This window comes from Mesorhizobium hawassense (assembly GCF_003289945.1).
GTDB lineage: Bacteria > Pseudomonadota > Alphaproteobacteria > Rhizobiales > Rhizobiaceae > Mesorhizobium > Mesorhizobium hawassense.
Map to the genome: position 1 here is coordinate 1 of NZ_QMBP01000003.1, position 20900 is coordinate 20900.

The window sequence follows — 20900 nt, forward strand, 5'->3', positions numbered from 1 at the left end:
CCGGCAGGACAGAGGGGGGCGCCGTAGAGTGCAACCCTCGAAGCACAGCGGAGGCGCAAATGCCTGACCGTTCCTTCCTCAACTGGCCCTTCTTCGAAGACCGGCACCGCGAGTTCGCCGAACGCCTCGACGGCTGGTGCGCCACAAACCTCCCCGTCGATCACCACGACGTCGACGCGGCCTGCCGCGAGCTCGTGGCTAAACTCGGCCGCGACGGCTGGCTGAAGCCGACGGCGCTCGATCCGGCCAACCCCGGACCGCTCGATGTGCGCACGCTGTGCATCACGCGTGAGACACTGGCACGCCATGACGGGCTCGCCGACTTCGCCTTCGCCATGCAGGGGCTGGGCACAGGCGCGATCACGTTCTTCGGCACGCCGGACCAGCAGCGCTGGCTGGAAAAGACGCGGGCAGGCCAGGCGATTTCCGCCTTTGCCCTTTCGGAGCCGCGTTCCGGCTCGGACGTCGCCAACATGGAAATGACGGCCACGCGCCACGGCGATGACTACGTGCTTTCCGGCGAAAAGACCTGGATCTCCAATGGCGGCATCGCCGACCTCTATGTCGTGTTCGCCCGCACCGGCGAGGCGCTCGGCGCGAAGGGGATTTCCGCTTTCATCGTTCCGGCCGACACCAAGGGTCTCAGCATTGCCGAGAGACTCGAGGTCATCGCCCCTCACCCGCTGGCGCGGCTCTCCTTCGACGATGTTCGCGTCCCGGCTTCCGCCCTGATCGGCAAGTCGGGCGACGGGTTCCGCATCGCCATGTCGGTGCTCGACGTGTTCCGCTCGACCGTGGGCGCGGCAGCGCTTGGCTTCGGGCGGCGCGCTCTCGACGAGAGCGTCAAGCGCGCCGCCGAGCGCAAGCTGTTCGGCGCGCCTATGGCCGAGTTGCAGATGGTGCAGGGCCACATCGCCGACATGGCGCTGGATGTCGACGCCGCCGCCCTGCTCATCTATCGCGCCGCCTGGACCAAGGATATGGGCGCCGCCCGCGTCACCCGCGAGGCGGCGATGGCGAAGCTCTTCGCCACCGACCGCGCGCAAGAGGTGATCGACAAGGCCGTGCAACTGCATGGCGGCGACGGTGTCCGCAAGGGCCACATCGTCGAGAGCCTCTATCGCGAGATCCGGGCGCTGCGCATCTATGAGGGCGCTTCCGACGTGCAGAAGGTGGTGATCGCCAGACAGGTCATGGGCGCGGCGTGAGATCCTTGCCAACCGCATCCGAAATTGGAGGAAGCTAGACCATGCACACCATCCTGCAGCCGGAGGGCTGGGCCAAACCGATCGGCTATGCCAATGGCGTGGCGGCGCGTGGCCGGCTGGTGTTCGTCGGCGGCCAGGTCGGCTGGAACGCCGAGTGCCGCTTCGAGACCGATGACTTCGTGGGCCAGGTGCGCCAGACGCTCGCCAACATCGTCGCGGTGCTGGCCGAGGCCGGCGGCGAGCCGCAGCACATCACCTCGATGACCTGGTATTTCACCGACAAGGCCGAGTATGTCGGCAACCTCAAAGGCATCGGCGAGGCCTACCGCGCCGTCATCGGCCGGCATTTTCCTGCGATGGCCGCCATGCAGGTAGTGGCGCTGGTCGAAGACCGGGCCAAGATCGAGATCCAGGCGACGGCGGTGATACCAGAGTAGCTACTGGCGAAGCCCCGCCTGCCGCAGCAGCGGCAGCACATGGTCGCAGAAATAGGGCAGTTCCTGCGTGTAGTTGACGAAGGACAAGGCAATGCCCTGGTAGCCATGCGCGGCGATGGCAGCCATATCGGCTGCAATCGTCTCGGGCGTTCCGATCAAGGGATAGGTGCCGGCGCCACCGGCGAAACGCTGGCGGTAGCGGTCATAGGCATGCGGGTCGTGCGACTGCGAGAATTCCTTCTTGCCGGCCATGTGGGCATCGACCGCGTCGTGGTCGGCCATGGTGACGGCATAGCGCGTGTAATAGGCCTGCGCCTCCTCCATGGTCGGGCGGCAGACGACATGCGCCACCGTGTAGACGCCGACGTCACGGCCCACCTTGTCGGCCCGCTCGCCAATATCGGCGACATGCTTGCCGGCATCGCTCATCTCGGAGAAGGTCGTGAACAGATAGTCGCATCGGGCGGCGGCGAAATCGCGGCCCGGGCCGCCGAAAGCGGCGTTCATCGTCACCGGGCGCGGCACCTGCAGGCTGGCCGGACGGCTGACCGCCTCCTTCAGATGATAGTAGGCGCCGTCGTAGTCGAGCGGCTCGTTTGAAGCATAAAGCCGCTCCAGGAGCTCGATCCATTCGGCGGCCTGGTCATAACCCTTCTCGACCAGCGGCGTGCCGAACATGCCGAATTCCTTCGGGTTCCAGCCACAGACGATGTTCAAACCCGCGCGGCCTTGGCTGATGTGGTCGACCGTCCCCAGCGCCTTGGCGGCGTAGAGCGGGTGCACCAGCGGCACGTGCACGGTCATGAACAGGCCGATCTGCTCGGTCGCCGCGGCAAGGGCGGCGGCCCAGGTGAAGGTCTCGAACGAGAATTCGCGCACCTTGTTGCGGCCGCCAAAGCCGCGCCAGCGCGCGATCGGCAGCATGAACTCAAGCCCGGCGCGGTCGGCGATCTGGGCTGCCGTCAGATTGTCCTGCCAGCTTGCCGTCCAGCGCTCCGGCACATCGGTGATGGCAAGGCCGCCATCCGCGTTGGTCGAGAAGACGCCAAGCTTCAGTCTGTTGGAGCCATGCAGGGGATGCGTTTTGATCATGTCTGGAACTCTCGGACCGGAGGCCACACGCTAGGCTTGGCTAAAAATATTTCAAGCCTGAAATAGCTTCGTATGACCGCCATTTGCGGATATAGATTTGCTACGCGACCAACAGGGGATGGGCATGAGCGACTTCCGCCAGAAATGCATCGGCAAGGCCAACCTAATCGGCTCCTTCGCCGCCATTCCGCACGCCGTGGCTGTCGAGGTGATGGCGCAGTCCGGCCTCGATTTCCTCTGCATCGACTGGGAGCACGCGCAGATTTCGCGCGACATGATCGAGGCCATGGTGCGGGCAGCCGACGTGCATCGCGTGCCGGCGATGGTGCGCGTTCCCGGCCATGCGCCGGAGGCGATCCAGTCGGCGCTGGACAGCGGCGCGCAGGGCGTGCTCGTGCCGCGTGTCTCGACCGCCGAGCAGGCCGAGATGGCGGTGAAGGCCTCACGCTATCCGCCGCTCGGCGGGCGCGGCGTCGGTCCCGGACGGGCCGCCGGCTACGGCTATCGCATCCCCGAATATCTTGCCGCCGCCAATGAGCGGATCGTCGTCGCGGTCCAGGTCGAAACAGCGGAAGGCCTTGCCAACATCGAAGCGATCGCGGCCGTCGACGGCGTCGACCTGGTGTTCGTCGGCCCTGGCGATCTCTCGGTGTCGATCGACGCGATCGGCCCGGCAGGTGTGGACAAGCTCTCCGAAGCGATCGGGACAATCATCCGCGCGGCAATCGCACATGGCAGGACCGCCGGCATATTCTGCGCCAGCCCGCAGACCGTCGGCCGATGGGCGGCCCTCGGCGCGAGTTTCTTCGTGCTGGCCAGCGACACGATGTTTCTCGGCGCCGGTGCCGCGGCCAATTGCACCGCCGCGCGCGCCGAACTGGCCTAAGATGGGCTGAATCAGGCGTATCGGCGGAGCAACCGGTCTGCCAATCTTTTTAAGCTTAAAACTTTTTCCTTGAAAAGCGCAGCGCTTTGGATAGCATCCCAGATGGTGACTGCCGTGGCGGAGGGGCCTTTCCGGTCAGTCGATCATGGTACCCGGTGGAGGGGTTTCAGTCCTTGTCGTTTGTGTTGCCCCAGTCGTCGTCCAGCGCGCGCTATGCTTTCGATGGCGTGCGCGCCCAGATTCGCGATCTGCATACGGAAAACATCGCCAACCTGGCCATGCGCGCGCGGGAATTGGGCGATGTGATCGCGCTCTGGTACGGCGAAGGCGACATGGTGACGCCCGCCTTCATCCGCGACGCGGCCAAGGCCGCCTTCGATGAAGGCCTGACCTTCTACGTTCCCAATATGCGCGGGCATGGCCCGCTGAATGAAGCTCTGTCGGAGTACCAGACGCGCATCCACTGCCGCCCGATCCCGATCGCGCGCACCACAGTGACGCCGGGCGGCATGCAGGCGCTGTATCTTGCCCTGGAGCTGCTGGTCGATACCGGCACCAACGTCGTCTATGTCGCGCCGCAATGGCCCAACATCCACAACGCCATCCACCTGATCGGCGGCGAGCCGAGGCCGTTCCCGCTCGACTTCAAGGATGACTGGCGGCTCGACCTCGACCGGCTGTTTTCGACCTGCGACGCACGCACCCGCGCCATCTTCCTGTCGACGCCGTCCAACCCGACCGGCTGGACAGCGTCGCGCGAGGAGATGCAGGCGCTGCTCGACTTCAGCCGGCGCACCGGCATCTGGATCATTTCCGACGAGGTCTATGGCCGGCTCTATTTCGACGGCGACGTCGCGCCCTCGATCCTGCAGATCGCCGAGGACGGCGATCGGGTGCTGTCGGTCAACAGTTTTTCCAAAGCCTGGGCGATGACCGGCTGGCGCATCGGCTGGCTGACGCATCCGTCAGGCGTTGCCGACCAGCTCGGCGCGATGACGCAATATATCAACAGCGGCACCGCTGCCCCGATCCAGGCCGGCGCCGTTGCCGCCATCCGCCAGGGCGAGCCGCTGGTCGGAGAAATCAGGCAGCGGATCAGAACCGGCCTCGACCTCGCCTATGACCGGCTGGCCCGGATCCCAGGCGTGATCCTGCCGACCAAGCCGCGCGGCGGCATGTATGCATTCTTCGCCCTGGAAGGCGAGAATGACGCGCGCCGCGCCTGCGCCCGCATCCTGGAGACGGCGCGAGTCGGGCTTGCGCCCGGTCACCTGTTTGGGAATTCCGCGGCAGCATTCCTGCGCATGTGCGTGTGCCGCGACAGCGGTCAGATAGAAACGGCGCTCGAGCGCATGACCGCCGCAATGAATTGACGCCCTGCCGGAAGCGGGGCGTCAAAAAGCCGTGCGGGGGACAACCCGCCCGTTCAACAAACAGAGGGAACAGAAATGAGCTTTACTCGTCGCAACCTGCTTCTCATGGCTGCCGCCATCGGCATCGCCGCCGGCCCCGCCACCGCTTATGCCGCTGACGTGCTCAATGTCGGCGCCTACCCGACCAATCCGCCGTTCGAATACAAGAACGAGAGCGGCACCTTCGAGGGCTTCGAGGTCGATATCGTCAACGAGGCGGCCAAGCGCATTGGCATGACCACCGACATCGCCGATCTCGGCTTCCAGGCGCTGTTCGCGGCCACCACCTCGAAGCGCATCGACGTCGCCATTTCCTCGATCACCATCACCGCCGAGCGATTGAAGTCGCAGTCCTTCACCCAGCCCTACTATGACTCCGACATGGGCATCGCCACCAAGACCGACAGCGCGATCAGCAAGGAAGCCGACCTCAAGGGCAAGGTCGTCGGCGTGTTGTCCGGCTCGACCGGCGAGACCTGGGTCAAGGACCACCAGCAGGCCGACGGCTTCAGCGACGTGAAGGGCTACGACACGCAACAGAACCTGTTGCTCGATCTCAGCGCCGGCCGCGTCGATGCCGCCGTCAGCGACATCCCCGGCATGCAGTACTCCTTCAAGAAAATGAAGGACCTCGTCGTCAAGGAACGCATCAAGACCGGCGAGCAATACGGCCTGATGATGACCAAGGATCATCCCCTGCTCGGCAAGCTGAACGACGCCATCACCGCGATGAAGAAGGACGGCACCTTGGCCGCGATCCACAAGAAGTGGTTCGACAGCGATGCTCCGGCCGATTCCTCGACCGTCAAGGAAATGCCGCTGCCCAAGGCCTGAGCGGCACCCGGCAAACAAGCGACGTGCCGGCTCGAAAGGCCGGCACGTCCCGTTTTCACGCATGACCTTCCCGGGACAGTCGCCTGTTCGGCCAGGCCGATCACTGTGTCCTGGATCTTGCTCTAGGCGTCTATTTCTTGGTTTGACGCAATTCCTGACGGAAAACCGTTTCACACTTTTCCTGGAATTGCTCCAGACGCAACACGGTTCGGGAACGCTCCCATGTCGCTGATCGACACCTTCTTCAATCCCGATGTCATCCTTTCCAGTCTGCCGGCGCTGCTGCGCGGCTTCCTCAACACGCTGCTACTCGGGATTATGAGCATCGCCATCGGCATCGCAGCGGGGCTGGCGATCAGCCTGGTGCGGCTCTATGCGCCAAAGCCGCTGCGGTGGCTCGCCATCGGCTATACCGACATCTTCCGCGCCCTTCCCGTGCTGGTGGTGCTGATCCTGATCTACTATGCGCTGCCGTTCCTGGGCATCCGCCTGTCGTCCTGGGCGTCGGCGGTGACCGCTTTCGCCATCATCATGTCGGCCTATTCGGCCGAAGTGTTCCGCTCCGGCATCGAAAGCATTCCGAAAGGCCAGTTCGAGGCGGCGCAGGCGCTCGGCCTGCCGTTCATGCTCACTTTGCGCAAAGTGGTGCTGCCGCAGGCGATCCGCGTCGTCATCCCGCCGATGACCAGCAACTGCGTCTCGATGTTCAAGGATACCTCGCTCGCCTCCACCGTGGCGCTGCCGGAGCTCTTGAAGGAAGCGACGAATGCGCAGTCGCTCTACGCCAACCCCTCGCCGCTGATCGGCGCGGCGCTGGTCTATCTCATCTTCCTCTGGCCGATGGTCCGCCTCGTCAGCCTGCTCGAGCGCCGTTTCAAGGACGAGAAAGCGCGCTGAACGGCCATCAAATCCCCACCCCGTCCAACTCCTTGCAGGAGCCTACTCCGTGAACAAGCATCAGACCGACAACACCAATGCCGCCGCGTTTCCGGTCGACAAGATCCGCGCCATGTTTCCCGCCTTGCAGCGGGCCGGCGACTTCATCTTCATGGACAATGCCGCCGGCGCCCAGATCCCGCAAAGCGTGCTCGACGCGGTGACCAACCATCTGGTGGCGCATAACGTGCAGCGCGGCGGCCGCTATGGCCGCAGCGTCACCGTCGACCAGTCGGTGGCCGAAGCGCGCGAGAGCGTGGCGCTGCTGATCAATGCCTACAGCCCGTCCGAAATCTGCTTCGGCATGAACGCCACTTCGTTCATCCGCCTGGTCAGCCTCGGCATCAGTCAAATGCTCGCCAAGGACATGGACGGGGGGCGCGACGAGATCATCATCACCGACATGGACCACGACGCCAACATCGCCACCTGGCTGGCGCTGGAGCCGGCCGGCGCCAAATTCAAATGGTGGCGCATGCGCGAGGACGGCAACCTGCATGTCGATGACCTCAAGCCGCTGGTGTCGGCGCGCACGCGCCTCGTCGCCTGCACGGTGACGGCGCATTCGATCGGCTCGATCGTCGACGTCGCCGCGGTGGCCAGGATCGCGCATGCCGCCGGCGCCGAAGTGTTCCTCGATAGCGTGCATTACGGACCGCACGGGCTGATGGATGTGCAGGCCTGGGACTGCGACTACCTCGTCTGCTCCGGCTACAAGAATTTCTCGCCGCATATGGGCTTTCTCTGGGGCCGCTTCGACACGCTGAAGCGGCTGCCGACCTTCCGCGAGGACTTCATTCCGGACGAGCCGCCCTACAAAGTCGAGGCCGGAACCTTCATCTACGAGAACGTGTCGGGCATGGATGCCGCAGTACGCTATCTGGAATCGATCGGCCGCAATTTCCTGCCCGAAAACAACCGCTCGCGCCGCGACAACATCGTCGCCGGCATGAATGCCATCCGCGACTATGAGTTGATGCTGGCGCGCGAGATGATGAAGGTGCTGAAGGACTGCGGCGCGACCATCTACGGCGTCGCCGACGAGACGCGCATCAGCGAGCGCGTGCCGACCTTCTGCTTCAACATCGGCAAGCTGTCGCCGCAGCGGATCGTCGAGGAAATGGCGGCCCTGCAGATCGGCATCCGCGACGGCCACATGTATGCGCCGCGGCTGATGAAGCGGCTCCACCTTTCCATGGACAGCGGTGCCATCCGCGCATCGCTGGTGCATTACAACACGGTGGCGGAAGTGCACAAATTCGGCGAAGCGCTGCGGGCGATCATTGCCAAGCTGTCGTGATCTGGATCTCGCCTAGTCTAGTCCAGGCACCATGCCGGAGCCGCCCGTCGGCCGTCGTCAGACGTTGCAGAAGTCAGCTTGGTCGAGGTCAATCGGCGACCTCTGCTTCCACAACGCCCTCTGACCCTCGGCCACCGTCAGACCGGCGAACCGCTCGATAACGGCCAGGCGATAGGCCATGATGTCGTTGGAATAGCTTCGAAAACGCGGCCGTGGTCTCGTAGCCTACACGGGTCGCAATCCGTGCAATTCCCTCGTCGCTTGCTTCGAGCAGGAACGCCGCCTCAGCCATGCGCCGTGCGATCAGATAACGGTACATGGACTGGCCAACGAGCTTAGTGAAGCGAGCCGAAAACGCCGAGCGACCGAGCCCCACGCTGAGCCCAAGGTCGCCAAGGGTCCAGGGCCGATCCGGTCGTTCGTGAATCAACTGAAGCGCCGGTCCTATGTGCGGGTCCGCCATTGCCCCCAGCCAACCGCCTTCTCCGGAATTGAGAGACTTGATCCAGCTTCGCAACACCTCGACGAAGAGCACTTCTGTCAGTCGTGAGAGTGCGACGTCTTGGCCGGGACGCGCAAACGCCGACTCGCTCACCATGCGCTGCAGAATCGCCTCGAGCCATTCGCCATCTTCCGCCGGTTTCAGGAGAAGCAGTGGCGGAAGCAATTCCAGCACGCTGCCGCGCGAGGGCCGCTCGACAGTGAAATTGCCACAGATCATCGTCGAGAGCGGCTGCGCGTTGCCTCCATGACGAACGACGCCAAGACGTCCGGGCAGTCGACCGAGATCGGGAATCGGCAACGGCACCGTCCGGCGATCCGAATAAATGAGGTGGGGCTCGCCGCGTGTGATGACGACAAAGTCGCCCGCAGTCATGTGGAGTTCCTGTCCTTGATCCAGGGCGAGGGTAGCTGAGCCTCGGCTCAGATAATGGAACAAGGCGTAGGGGCGCGCTGGCAATGCCAGATTCCATGGATGCCCCAGCTCGAAGTGGAAGAGCAGAGTTCCGCCGAGGCGAACGCGATCGAGCACTTGGGCGAGAATGTCCATTCTTTCAGATGTTAATACGACGGACGATCCCACACAATATTCGGACGATTGAGGCCTAACGTCCGAATGCTCCCCGTATTAGGTGGTCTCCAGTCGAGCCAACCGGTCGTACGGCAAACCATTACGCAAACGGCGGATGGGAGAACCGCGACCCTTTGCCGACACGCCTGCCCCACACCCCGGCCCGTCGTCCGGTCATCTCAACAGGAGCAATCAATGCGAAGTCTTCTACTCTCCGTCGCCACCGTCCTTATGGCCGGAGCAACCGTTGCCGAGCCGGCCCAATCGGCTCAACTGCCCAAGGGGGCGGCTCACAATATCGTGCTCGTCCATGGCGCTTTCGTCGACCAGACGAGCTGGAAGCCGGTTGCCGATATCCTCACGAAGAAGGGCTACAATGTAACCCTCGTTGAAAATCCGCTCACCTCCCTGGCAGCGGACGTCGATGCCACCCAGCAGGCGCTCGCGAAACAGAACGGCAGGACCGTTCTCGTTGGCCACTCATGGGGCGGCGTGGTCATCACGCAGGCAGGTGACGATCCGAAGGTGTCGGCGCTCGTATATGTTTCCGCATTCGCTCCCGACGTAGGGCAATCACTGGCGATCCTGGCAAAGAGCGGTCCGGCAACCGAAGGCAGCGCGGCGATTCATCCCGACGAAAAGGGCAACCTCTACATCGATCCCAAAGTGTTTCCTTCGGCAGTCGCGGCTGACCTTCCTTCCGAGATCGCCGAATCCTTGGCAAGCCATCAGCTCCCGTTGAACCACACGGCGTTCGAGGCTCCCGTCGATAAGGCAGCTTGGCACGACAAGCCGACGTTCTATGTGATCAGCACGAAGGATAAGGTCATCGCGCCCGAAGTTCAGGAAATATTCGCCAACGAGATGAAGGCCCGGACGACGAAGGTGGCGGGCAGCCATGCCTCTCTCGTCGTCCACGCGGAGCAAGTCGCCGCCGTGATTGAAAAGGCCGCACTCGTGAAGTGACGATCCCGCTCCCGGCACTTTCGTGCCGGGAGCGCCACGCGTGCTAGGCCGACTGCGAAACGCCTCGCGCCGCGCGTGGCTCAGACCTAGCCAACGCCCCGGCAACCCCCACTCGAATGTTTTGCCAAGCATCCGGAGGATGACATGACTAAGTTCGAAACCGCGATCCAGGACGGCGCCACTCTAGAAACAGCGCCAACCCGTTACATCGAGGGCGGCGGAATCCGCTTCGCCTATCGCCGCCTCGGTCCATCGACCGGAACTCCGCTGGTTCTCCTGCAGCATTTCTCGGGCAACATCGACGCCTGGGACTCCGCCGTCGTGAATACCTTGACCGTCGATCGACCGGTAATCGCTTTCAATAACGCCGGGGTCGGCCGCTCGACAGGTCAAACGCCGGACAATATCGCGGCGATGGCCCGGGACGCGGTCGCTTTTATCGAACTGCTCGGCCTCTCCGAAGTCGACCTTCTGGGCTTTTCCCTCGGCGGCTGCGTCGCCCAGCAGATCGCTGCCGAGCACGGACGGCTGGTCCGCAAGCTCATCCTCGTCGGGACGGCACCGAAAGGCGGAGAGGAACATCTGTTGACGGTCCTCCAGGACGCGTTTTCCCAGACCGACGCGCCGGACCCCCGCCTGCCGCTGTTCTTCACGAAGTCGTCCGCCAGCCAGTCGGCCGGCCTGGCGTTTCTCAAACGGGCGAAGATGCGTCAGGAAGATCGAGACACCGACAACGGAGGCGCGGTGACGGATCCGCAGGCGAAGGCGCTTATCACCTGGTGCGCCACACCTGATCCCGACCACGCCACTCTGCGTGCCATCCGCCAACCCGCACTTGTCGTCAGCGGCAGCCACGACAGCATGCTGCCGGCGGACAACGCCTACGCAATGTTCAAGGCTCTAAGCAGTGCCCAGATGATCCTCTATCCCGATTCCGGCCACGGCGCCCTGTTTCAGCACCACGAACTGTTCGTCAGCCACGTCCGGACCTTCCTGGACGCGTGATCGGCGGGATGCATCAGGCGCAAAGCCGCCGCCTTGGCAGACGTAAGTCGCCTTTGGCAAAACTCGGCCTTTCAGAATAGTTGGGTTCTAAGCCGCCTTCTTGGCCAGCCTGGCCTTGATGCTCGCCACGTCGGCACGCGGCGTCGCGGCGAACAGGGTCTTGGTGTAGGCGTGCTTGGGGTCGGAGAAGACCTCGTCGCGCGGGCCGTATTCGACGGCTTCGCCGAAATACATGACCATCACGTCGTCGGCGATGTAGCGCACCACCGACAGGTCATGGCTGATGAAGACATAGGTCAGCTGGAACTCGTCCTGCAGGTCGGCAAGCAGGTTGAGCACCTGCGCCTGCACGGAGAGGTCGAGCGCCGAGACCGGCTCGTCCAGCACAAGCAGGCTCGGGTTCAGCATCAGCGCGCGGGCAATGGCGATGCGCTGGCGCTGGCCGCCCGAGAACATATGGGGATAGCGATTGTAGTGCTCGGGTCCGAGGCCGACCTTCTTCAGCATCTTCATCGCCAGGTCACGGCGCTCCTCGGCCGGCTTGTCGGTGTTGATGAGCAGCGGCTCGCCGAGCACGTCGCCGATCTTCTGACGTGGGTTGAGCGAGCCATAAGGGTTCTGGAAGACGATCTGCACCTTGCGGCGCATTTCCTTCGACAGCCCGTCCCTGGCGATGTCGACCTTGTTGCCGTCGATGAACAGCTCGCCGGAGGTCGCCGGATCGATCAGCGTGATGATGCGGGCGAGCGTGGACTTACCGCAGCCGGACTCGCCGACGATCGCCAGCGTCTTGCCCTTCTCGACGCTGAAGGAAACGCCCTTCACCGCATGCACGGTGCGCGCACCGCGGAACAGGCCACCGCCGACATGGTAGTCGCGCTTGATGTTCTTGCCTTCGACGACCTTGGTCATGCGCCGGCTCCGGAGGGCGCAGCCTCGAACAGCATGTCCGTGACGGTCGGCAGCCGATCGCCGACGGCGTTGTCCGGCAATGCCGAGAGCAGGGCGCGCGTGTAGTTGCTCTTCGGCGACTCAAACAGCGACAGCACGTCGGCCTCTTCCATCTTGCGGCCCTTGTACTGGACGATGACGCGGTCGGCGGTCGCGGCCACCACGCCCATATTGTGGGTGATCATGATCAGGCCCATGCCGTATTTGGCCTGCAGCGAGACCAGCAGATCGAGGATCTGCTTCTGGATGGTGACGTCGAGCGCGGTGGTCGGCTCGTCGGCGATCAAGAGCTTCGGATTGCAGGCGATCGCCATCGCGATCATGACGCGCTGGCACTGGCCGCCCGACATCTGGTGCGGGAAGGAATTCAGCCGGTCGGCCGGGTCGGGAATGCCGACCTGCTTGAAAAGCTCGATGGCGCGCGCCCGGCGCTGGGCCTTGTCCATGCCCATATGGAAGCGCAGCACTTCCTCGATCTGGAAGCCGACGGTGAAGCAGGGATTTAGGCTGGCGATCGGCTCCTGGAAGATCATGGCGACGTCCTTGCCGATGATCTTGCGGCGATCGGCCGGGCTGATCTTCAACAGGTCGCGACCGTTGAAATTCATGCGGTCGGCGGTGACGGTCGCCGTCCACGGCAGCAAGCCCATCACGGCCAGCATCGACACCGACTTGCCGGAGCCGGATTCGCCGACGATGGCGAGCACCTCGCGCTCGTCGACATGAAGCGAGACGCCGTCGACGGCGCGGAATGGACCGGACGCGGTCTGGAATTCGACGACGAGGTTCTGGATATCGAGCAGCGCCATCACGACCTCCTGAGCTTGGGATCGAGCGCGTCGCGCAGGCCGTCGCCGACGAGGTTGATGGCGAGCACGGTGATGAGGATGGCGAGACCCGGGAAGGTTACCACCCACCAGGCGCGCAGGATGAATTCGCGCGCCGTGGCGAGCATGGTGCCCCATTCCGGCGTCGGCGGCTGGGCGCCGAGGCCGAGGAAGCCGAGCGCGGCGGCCTCCAGGATGGCGTTGGAGAAGGACAGCGTGCCCTGGACGATCAGCGGCGCCAGGCAGTTGGGCAGGATGGTGGCAAGCATCAGCCTGAGATGGCCGGCGCCGGCGACCTTTGCCGCAACGACATATTCGCGGCTCTTTTCGGCCATTACGGCGGCACGCACCAGGCGGGCGAAATGCGGCTGCAGCACAAGGGCGATCGCCAGCATGGCGTTGAACAGGCCTGGGCCGAGGATGGTGACCAGCACCAGCGCCAAAAGCAGCGACGGGAAGGCCAGGATCAGGTCCATGACGCGCATGATCGCGACGTCGACCCAGCCGCGGAAATAGCCGGCGAGCAGGCCGAGCGTGATGCCGCCGGTCAGCGCCAGCGTGACCACGACCGCGCCGATCAGCAGCGAGAAGCGCGCGCCATAGAGCAGGCGCGAGAGGATGTCGCGGCCGACCGGATCGGTGCCGAGCAGATATTGCGCCGAGCCGCCGTCCTGCCAGGCCGGCGGCCTGAGGAACGCGGTCTTGTCCTGCACATCCGGCGCATAGGGCGCGAGCAACGGCGCGAAGAGCGCGGCCAGCACCAAAAGGATGAAGACGAACAGGCCGATGACGGCGCCGCGGTTCACCGAGAAATAGTGCCAGAAGGTCTTGAGGCCGGTGAGACGATCCGGGTTGCCGGCGGCCATCGGGGCGATTTCTGTCTGGCTCATTTATGCCGCCCTGATGCGTGGGTTGATGACGGCATAGAGCACATCGACGATGAGGTTCACCGCCATGACGATGAGCGCGATCAAAAGCAGGCCTGACTGCACGACGACATAGTCGCGCTTGGATATGGATTCGACCATCCATCTGCCGATGCCTGGCCACGAGAAGATGGTTTCGGTAAGGATGGCGCCGGCGAGCAGCGTACTAACCTGCAGACCGATGGTGGTGACCACCGGGATGAGTGCATTGCGCAGCGCATGCACACCGATAACCCGGGCCGACGAGAGGCCCTTGGCGCGGGCAGTCCGCACATAGTCCTCGCTCAGCACCTCGAGCATGGCGGAGCGCGTCTGGCGCGCTATCACAGCCAGCGGAATGGTGCCGAGCACAATTGTCGGCAGCACCAGATGGCGCAATACCGACCGAAATGCAGCCCACTTGCCGTAGATCAGGGTGTCGATGGTCATGAAGCCGGTGATCGGCTTGAAGAAGTACTGCAGGTCGATGCGGCCGTTAACCGGTGTCCAGCCAAGATAACCGGAGAAAAAGATGATCAGCAGCAGGCCCCACCAGAAGATCGGCATGGAATAGCCGACAAGGGCGGTGCCCATCAGCGATTGATCGAACCACGAGCCGCGCTTGACGGCGGCGAAGATGCCAGCCGGAATGCCGAGCATCATGGCGAAGACCATGGCGAAGAAGGACAGTTCCAGCGTCGCCGGGAAGAGCGTCTTGAACTCCTCGATCACCGGGCGCTTGGACGAAATGGAGACGCCGAAATCGCCGGTGGCGACCTCGCCGACATAGCGCGCATACTGCTCCCAGATCGGCAGATCGAAGCCGAACTGTTGCTTGAGCTCTTCGTAGCGGGCGGGGGCGACGCCGTGCTCGCCGGCCATGGCCAGGATCGGGTCGCCCGGCAGCAGCCGGACGAAGGCGAAGGCGCAGATGGTGATGCCGACCAGGGTCGGGATCAGGAGGGCGATTTTGTTGAGAAGATATCGGAGCATCGTCGAATTGAATGGGGCGGCGCTAAAGTTGCGCCGCCCCGTTCGCAATATTATTCGGCCTTGTCAACGCCGTCGAAGCGGTGAATGCCGAGCGGGTCCATCATGAAGCCGCTGACATTCTTGCGCACGACCGCATAGACTTGGCTGTGAGCCAGCAGGAAGGCAGGCGCCTGCTTGGCGAAGATCACCTGCGCCTGCTCATAGAGCTTGGTGCGCTCGGCCTGGTCGCTGGTCTTCTTGGCCTTCTGGATCAGGTCCTCGAAGTCCTTGTCGCACCAGCTGGAGTAGTTCGAGACGCCGATGGCCGAGCAGGCGAACAGGGTGGCGAAGAAATTGTCCGGATCGCCATTGTCGCCGGTCCAGCCGATCTGGAAGGCGCCGGGACGGTCCTTCTTCTTGCCTTCCGAGCGATACTTGGTCCACTCGTAGTTGACGATTTCAGCCTTGACGCCGACCTTGGCCCAGTCGGCCTGGATCAGCTCCGCGGCGCGCTGGAAGTTCGGGTTGTAGGGACGAACGCGGTCGGAAGCCCAGAGCTGGATTTCCTTGAGACCGGCATCGGCCAGCACCTTCTTGGCCGCATCCGGATTGTAGGCGTCGGCCTTCACGTCCTTGTCCCACGACCACATGGTCGGCGGGATCAGGTTCTCGGCAGGAGTGGCGCCTGCATCCTGGAACAGCGACTTGATCAGAGCTTCCCGGTCGATCGCCTGGTTGAGCGCATGGCGCACTTCCGGCTTGTCGAGCGGCGGGATGGTGGTGTTGTAGCTCATATAGCCGATGTTCAGGCCGGCCTGATCCATCAGGGTCACGTCCTTGTTGGCCTTGATGGTGCCGATGTCGGCCGGGTTCGGATACGGCGCGATATCGCATTCGCCGGCCAGCACCTTCTGGATGCGGGCGGTGGCGTCAGGCGTGATGGCGAAGACGAGATCGTCGATCTTTTCCTTGCCCTTGAAGTAGTCGGGGTTGGCCGCGTAGCGGATGACCGAATCCAGCTGGTAGTCGACGAACTGGAACGGGCCGGTGCCGATCGGCTTGGTCGAGAAGTCGGCCATCTTGCCGTCCTTCTGGAGCTGGTCGGCATATTCCTTCGACACGATCGAGGCGAAGTCCATGCCGAGATTGGCCAGCATCGGCGCGTTGGGCTCGGTCAGCGTCAGCTTGACGGTGAGGTCGTCGACCTTCTCCCACTTGGCGACATATTTCGGCATGTCCATGCCGGTGTAATAGTCCCAAGTGAGGTTCGGCAGATACTTGTCGCCGTTCCAGGGATTTTCCTTGTTGAACTGGCGATCGAAGGAGAAGACGACGTCATCGGCGTTGAGGTCGCGCGTCGGCTTGAAATAGTCGGTGGTCTGGAACTTCACGCCCGGATGCAGATGGAAAGTATAGACCAGGCCATCGTCGGAAATTTCCCACTTATCGGCAAGACCCGGCTCGACTTCGGTGCCGCCGTGCTTGAACTCGACCAGTCGCGAATAGACCGTACGCGACGAAGCGTCGAAGTCGTTGCCGCCGGTCGTGGTACCGGGATCGAAATTGGCCGGCGACGCTTCCGAGCAATAAACGAGCGTCTTAGCACTGGCCATGCCGCTGAGGACGCTTGCAGCCAGCAACGCGGCTGCAAAAGTCATTGTCTTTTTCATTGAGCACTCCCTGATGTTCTCCCAAGCCCCTCTATCAGGCTCGCGAAGGGCGCATATAAGCACCGTTTCTTCGCCTTTGGAACACCCCGTTTGCGTACCCCACGGGAAGCAGGAAAAGAATCTAGATTTTGCTTGAAAGGCAGAAAAGTGAGTAGTTTTTTCTGCTCACGACATTATTAACGACGAGATTTTTTTATTGATCGGCCGCCTTTCGAAATAGGCTCGCCAGGCGGGATCGGGCCAGGTCAGCCGCTCGCGCAGGCACGATGCGGAAGGCCATCGAGGCATGCGATATCGAGGGCAAATCTTTCCCCGGCTTGCCGCTGGGGCAAGGCTTGCACGGCCGCCGATAGAGGCAATACATAGATGATTGGCGGAATTTCCCGGAAATCCGTGACCGGCGTGGAGGACGCTTCCTTGAAGCGAGCGCCCCAGATCGAAGGCGACAGGGAGAGACAGGTGGCAAAAGCAGCCAAGACGACAGCCCCGGCGAAAGCAAAGGCCAAGGCCGCCGCCGCAAGCGAGGCGCCCAAGGCTGCCAAAGCCGCCGCGCCGAGGGCCAAAACGACCGCAAAGGCGGCACCCGCACAGTCAGCCCCGAAGCCGGCCGCTGCCAAGCCCGTGACGACAAAGGCCAAGGCGACAACCGCAAAAGCGAACAAGTCGGCACCAGGAAAGGCTGCCGCGAAGACGGCGCCTTCGGCCGATGCCGCCAGGCCTGCCGCGAAGAGCCTGCCGAAGGCGATCACCGAGCTCACCGTCGGTCTGCCGGAAAAGCCTTGGCTGAAAAGCTATCCGAAGAACATGCCGGCCGAGATCGCAGCCCTGCCCTACAAGTCCATCGGCGAGTTCCTGGTCGGCGCCTGCAAGCAATTCGCCGTGCGGCCTGCCTTCGTGTGCATGGGCAAGTCGATCACCTATGCCGAGCTCGAGCGGCTCTCCGCCGCCTTCGGCGCCTATCTGCAGGCGAGAGGCCTGGAGAAAGGCGCGCGTGTGGCGCTGATGATGCCGAACGTGCTGCAGTATCCGGTGGCGATGATGGCGGTGCTTCGCGCCGGCTACACGGTGGTGAACATCAACCCGCTATACACGCCGCGCGAACTGGAACACCAGCTGAAGGATTCCGGCGCGCAGGCGATCGTCATCCTCGAAAACTTCGCCGGCTCGCTGCAGGCGGTGATCGCCAGGACGCAGGTGAAGCATGTCATCGTCGCCGCGATGGGCGACATGCTTGGCGGCCTCAAGGGCGCCATCGTCAACCTCGTCGTGCGGCGGGTGAAGAAGATGGTTCCGGCATGGACGCTGCCAGGCCATGTCAAGTTCAATGCGGTGCTGAAGACCGGCGCGTCGATCGCCTTCAAGCCGCCGGCGGTGTCCGGCGACGACGTCGCATTCCTGCAATATACGGGCGGCACCACCGGCATCTCGAAGGGCGCGACGCTGCTGCACCGCAACGTGCTCTCGAACGTCGCCCAGAATTCGCTCTGGGTGGAGGACGCCTATACGGTGAAGCCGAAGCCTGCGCATATCAACTTCATCTGCGCGCTGCCGCTCTATCACATCTTCGCGCTGACGGTGAACGCGCTGATGGGCATGCAGCAGGGCGCGCAGAACGTGCTGATCCCCAACCCGCGCGACATTCCGGGCTTCGTCAAGGAACTGGCGAAATACCCGATGCACATCTTCCCCGGCCTCAACACGCTATTCAACGCGCTGCTCAACAACGAGGAGTTCCGCAAGCTGGACTTCAAGCCGCTGATCCTGACGCTGGGCGGCGGCATGGCGGTGCAGAAGGGAGTGGCCGAGCGCTGGAAGGCGCTGACCGGCTGCCCGGTGAGCGAAGGCTACGGGCTGTCGGAAACCTCGCCGGTGGCGACCGCCAACAAGTTCAGCTCCAGCGACTTCACCGGCACGATCGGCCTGCCGCTGCCTTCGACCGAGATCGCCATCCGTGACGACGACGGCAACAACGTGCCGCTCGGCGAGGTCGGCGAGATCTGCATCCGCGGCCCGCAGGTGATGGCCGGCTACTGGAACCGCCCGGACGAGACCGCCAAGGTGATGACCAAGGACGGCTTCTTCAAATCCGGCGACATGGGCTTCATGGACGAGCGCGGTTACACCAAGATCGTCGACCGCAAGAAGGACATGATCCTGGTCTCCGGCTTCAACGTCTATCCGAACGAGCTGGAAGAAGTGGTGGCGCACCATCCGGGCGTGCTGGAAGTGGCGGCGATCGGCGTGCCGGACGAGCACTCCGGCGAAGTGCCTAAATTGTTCGTGGTGAGGAAGGATCCGGCGCTCACCATCGAGACCCTGATGGCCTATTGCCGCGAGAACCTGACCGGCTACAAGCGGCCGAGATTCATCGAGTTCCGCACCGAACTGCCGAAGACGCCGGTCGGCAAGATCCTGCGACGAGCGCTGCGGGACCAGGCTTGAACGAACCTTCGCTGGCAACGCGGAAGCGAACGCGGCTCGATCCGGCGGACTTCATCCGGGCAAACATGCGGCTGACGCCGGTGCCATCGCTGCCGGAGATCAGGCTCTATTTGGCGCATCCCGGCAGCGGGCTGCGGCGGCTGCTCGAACCGGACGACGATGGCGACGAAAGCGGCGCCGAACCGCAGCCGCCCTACTGGGCCTATGCCTGGGCCGGCGGCGCGGTGCTGGCGCGCTATATTTTCGACCGTCCGTCGATCGTTGCCAGCAAACGGGTGCTCGATCTCGGCGCCGGCTCGGGGCTGGTCGGCATCGCCGCGCTGAAAGCCGGCGCGCGCGAAGTGATCGCCGCGGAGGTCGACCGCAACGGCGTCGCGGCGCTCCGCCTCAACGCGGAGGCCAACGGCGTCGCCATCAAGATATGCGACGAGGACGTCACCGCCGGTCCGCCGCCGGCGGTCGACCTGGTGCTCGCCGGCGACGTCTTCTACGCGCAGGACGTGGGGCAGCGGATGGTGCCGTTTCTCGACCGCTGCCTGGCCGCAGGCATCGGCGTGCTGGTCGGCGATCCCGGCCGCGCCTGGCTGCCGAGGGCACGGCTTTGCCTGCTCGGCGAACATCAGGTGCCGGATGTCGGCGGAAACGGCGGCGGCGAGCCGAAGCCGAGCGCGGTGTTCGCTTTTGTGCCCGACAATCGCTGACACAAATCTCAAGAACCGATCGCTGGCCGATTTTCGACCCTTTGCAGACGGTGCTGCCGGAGCTATTGTCCGGCGGCGGGATCAAAGGCCGTAAAGCGTCCGGATAAACGGCGCATCGCCTTGCCGCACAAATCTCCAACCTCGTGCCAATTGACATAGCAGCTTCGCGAGCTGCGCTTGAGCTTGATCAACACCCCTGCAGACCCAGAACTGTTTTCGAAATTTCGTTCGCCCCGTCGAGGTTCCGGCAATCCAGAGCCTATGACCAACCCAGTTTGGACGTGGGCAGTTGAGCACCGCCTCACCGCCTACGGTCTGAACAAAGCGTTCGGCGGTCCACATTCCAAGGATGCAGGGCCGTGCTGGAGCTTCGGCCGGTACGGGCGTACCGAAACGCTGTTGCCGGACGGTCGCCTGATCCGGATCGGCGGGGAATATGAAGATTGGTACGATCCGGACTTCTACATCTACAATAATGTGATCGTGACCGACGCGGCGGGGCGCACCGAGATTTTTGGCTACTCGGATAGAGTTTTCCCACCCACCGATTTCCACACGGCAAATCTCGTGGACGACCGTATCATCATGATCGGCAATCTATCCTATTGGTTCGCCCGCGCGGAGAAGGTGCAAATGCTGATGCTCGATACGACGAGCTATGGCATCAGCCGCTTCGACACGAGCGGCGAGGCACCGCCGTGGGTTTTCAAGCATTCTTCGGAACTCGTGGAGAACGGCCGCGCGATCCTGGTTCGCGGCGGGCTCATCTGCGGGCCGCAGTGGCCCGTAACGGTCGAGAACATTGATGATTGGCGCCTGGACCTCGATACGGGTCGCTGGGAACGACTTACCAGGCGACCCTGGCGGCGATTCGCATTCGTTCGCGCCGATGGCATGCCCAACCATCTCCATTGGCTTGGCAGGCTCCTAAAGGATCGCGCCAGGGCAGAAGCGAGGACAAGAGCGGTTTTCGAGCCGAGCGCCTTCGCGATCTCGGTGCCAACCCGCGACTGGATCTGCTCGAAACGTTGTACACGCCCGACATACCTCACATGAAGATGCCGGAAATTGTCGACGAGCATCGCGTCCATCGCGTTTGCGTCGAGGGCGTCACCGTGCGCTATGTCGAGGGAAGAGGCGACATAAAGCTCACGGTGGAAGGCGTCCTTCCGAGTCAGACTGTCGAGACGATCCGTTTGGACCTGCTGGCCAAACTGCAGGCGGTCGAGAATGCGCCGATCGACTGTATCAGAGTGACGGTGTGATGGCCGCGAGCCGTCCGGT

21 protein-coding genes are annotated in these 20900 nt (G+C 63.4%); 13 read left to right on the forward strand and 8 right to left on the reverse strand.

The features are described from left to right. The first annotated feature begins 59 nt into the window (after positions 1-59). Both DPM33_RS07375 and DPM33_RS07380 read left to right on the forward strand, forming a co-directional pair. Positions 60-1208, forward strand: coding sequence for an acyl-CoA dehydrogenase family protein (locus tag DPM33_RS07375; RefSeq protein WP_112096772.1), 1149 nt, complete (start codon positions 60-62; stop codon positions 1206-1208). Between the two features lie 41 nt (positions 1209-1249). After that, entirely contained in the window at positions 1250-1645 is a 396-nt protein-coding gene (locus DPM33_RS07380; RefSeq protein WP_112096773.1) for a RidA family protein, read from the forward strand. Here the strand turns inward: DPM33_RS07380 and DPM33_RS07385 are convergent, their stop codons facing one another. Then, positions 1646-2737 carry an LLM class flavin-dependent oxidoreductase gene (locus DPM33_RS07385; protein ID WP_112096774.1) on the reverse strand — a complete coding sequence of 364 codons (1092 nt, stop codon included), beginning with the start codon at positions 2735-2737 and terminating at the stop codon, positions 1646-1648. A 124-nt stretch (positions 2738-2861) separates the two neighbouring features. Between DPM33_RS07385 and DPM33_RS07390 the strand changes: the two genes are divergently transcribed. The 5 genes from DPM33_RS07390 (at position 2862) to DPM33_RS07410 (ending at position 8105) form a co-directional block, all read left to right on the forward strand. After that, positions 2862-3623: an HpcH/HpaI aldolase family protein gene (locus DPM33_RS07390; protein ID WP_112097256.1), complete on the forward strand. Its 762-nt coding sequence runs from the start codon at positions 2862-2864 to the stop codon at positions 3621-3623. 182 nt (positions 3624-3805) lie between these two features. Beyond that, positions 3806-4996 (forward strand): pyridoxal phosphate-dependent aminotransferase, encoded by a 1191-nt coding sequence (locus DPM33_RS07395; protein WP_425373480.1) that lies wholly within the window; start codon positions 3806-3808, stop codon positions 4994-4996. Between the two features lie 75 nt (positions 4997-5071). After that, complete coding sequence (locus tag DPM33_RS07400) at positions 5072-5869, forward strand: ABC transporter substrate-binding protein (protein ID WP_112096776.1); 798 nt, start codon at positions 5072-5074, stop codon at positions 5867-5869. A gap of 222 nt (positions 5870-6091) precedes the next feature. Then, the gene (locus DPM33_RS07405) at positions 6092-6766 is read left to right on the forward strand and encodes an amino acid ABC transporter permease (RefSeq protein ID WP_112096777.1); all 675 of its coding nucleotides are present in this window, start codon (positions 6092-6094) and stop codon (positions 6764-6766) included. 49 nt (positions 6767-6815) lie between these two features. Next, complete coding sequence (locus DPM33_RS07410; protein ID WP_112096778.1) at positions 6816-8105, forward strand: cysteine desulfurase-like protein; 1290 nt, start codon at positions 6816-6818, stop codon at positions 8103-8105. A gap of 88 nt (positions 8106-8193) precedes the next feature. Here the strand turns inward: DPM33_RS07410 and DPM33_RS07415 are convergent, their stop codons facing one another. Further along, positions 8194-9156, reverse strand: coding sequence for an AraC family transcriptional regulator (locus tag DPM33_RS07415; RefSeq protein ID WP_112096779.1), 963 nt, complete (start codon positions 9154-9156; stop codon positions 8194-8196). A gap of 216 nt (positions 9157-9372) precedes the next feature. On the opposite strand from DPM33_RS07415, the gene DPM33_RS07420 reads away from it, so the two are divergent. Both DPM33_RS07420 and DPM33_RS07425 read left to right on the forward strand, forming a co-directional pair. After that, a complete protein-coding gene (locus DPM33_RS07420) occupies positions 9373-10143 on the forward strand; it encodes an alpha/beta hydrolase (RefSeq protein WP_112096780.1) in 771 nt (256 codons plus the stop codon). Positions 10144-10287: 144 nt separating this feature from the next. Beyond that, complete coding sequence (locus DPM33_RS07425; protein ID WP_112096781.1) at positions 10288-11148, forward strand: alpha/beta fold hydrolase; 861 nt, start codon at positions 10288-10290, stop codon at positions 11146-11148. Positions 11149-11235: 87 nt separating this feature from the next. Here the strand turns inward: DPM33_RS07425 and DPM33_RS07430 are convergent, their stop codons facing one another. The 6 genes from DPM33_RS07430 to DPM33_RS36850 form a co-directional block, all read right to left on the reverse strand. Then, positions 11236-12060 (reverse strand): dipeptide ABC transporter ATP-binding protein, encoded by an 825-nt coding sequence (locus DPM33_RS07430; protein ID WP_112096782.1) that lies wholly within the window; start codon positions 12058-12060, stop codon positions 11236-11238. Continuing rightward, complete coding sequence (locus DPM33_RS07435) at positions 12057-12908, reverse strand: ABC transporter ATP-binding protein (RefSeq protein WP_112096783.1); 852 nt, start codon at positions 12906-12908, stop codon at positions 12057-12059. The genes DPM33_RS07430 and DPM33_RS07435 overlap by 4 nt, the downstream gene beginning before the upstream one ends. After that, entirely contained in the window at positions 12908-13816 is a 909-nt protein-coding gene (locus DPM33_RS07440) for an ABC transporter permease subunit (RefSeq protein ID WP_112096784.1), read from the reverse strand. Before DPM33_RS07440 ends, DPM33_RS07435 begins: the two co-directional genes overlap by 1 nt. After that, a complete protein-coding gene (locus tag DPM33_RS07445; RefSeq protein WP_112096785.1) occupies positions 13817-14824 on the reverse strand; it encodes an ABC transporter permease subunit in 1008 nt (335 codons plus the stop codon). Positions 14825-14874: 50 nt separating this feature from the next. Then, entirely contained in the window at positions 14875-16473 is a 1599-nt protein-coding gene (locus DPM33_RS07450) for an ABC transporter substrate-binding protein (protein ID WP_112096786.1), read from the reverse strand. A gap of 245 nt (positions 16474-16718) precedes the next feature. Beyond that, positions 16719-17111 (reverse strand): hypothetical protein, encoded by a 393-nt coding sequence (locus tag DPM33_RS36850; protein WP_245442038.1) that lies wholly within the window; start codon positions 17109-17111, stop codon positions 16719-16721. On the opposite strand from DPM33_RS36850, the gene DPM33_RS07455 reads away from it, so the two are divergent. The 4 genes from DPM33_RS07455 to DPM33_RS07470 all read left to right on the forward strand — a co-directional run bounded on the left by DPM33_RS07455 (position 17095) and on the right by DPM33_RS07470 (position 20881). Next, a complete protein-coding gene (locus DPM33_RS07455) occupies positions 17095-18915 on the forward strand; it encodes a long-chain fatty acid--CoA ligase (RefSeq protein ID WP_425373476.1) in 1821 nt (606 codons plus the stop codon). The genes DPM33_RS36850 and DPM33_RS07455 overlap by 17 nt on opposite strands. Further along, complete coding sequence (locus DPM33_RS07460) at positions 18912-19616, forward strand: class I SAM-dependent methyltransferase (RefSeq protein WP_425373477.1); 705 nt, start codon at positions 18912-18914, stop codon at positions 19614-19616. Before DPM33_RS07455 ends, DPM33_RS07460 begins: the two co-directional genes overlap by 4 nt. 261 nt (positions 19617-19877) lie before the next feature. Then, positions 19878-20672 (forward strand): hypothetical protein, encoded by a 795-nt coding sequence (locus DPM33_RS07465; protein ID WP_167448985.1) that lies wholly within the window; start codon positions 19878-19880, stop codon positions 20670-20672. After that, positions 20669-20881, forward strand: coding sequence for a hypothetical protein (locus DPM33_RS07470; protein ID WP_112096788.1), 213 nt, complete (start codon positions 20669-20671; stop codon positions 20879-20881). Before DPM33_RS07465 ends, DPM33_RS07470 begins: the two co-directional genes overlap by 4 nt. Positions 20882-20900 lie beyond the last annotated feature (19 nt).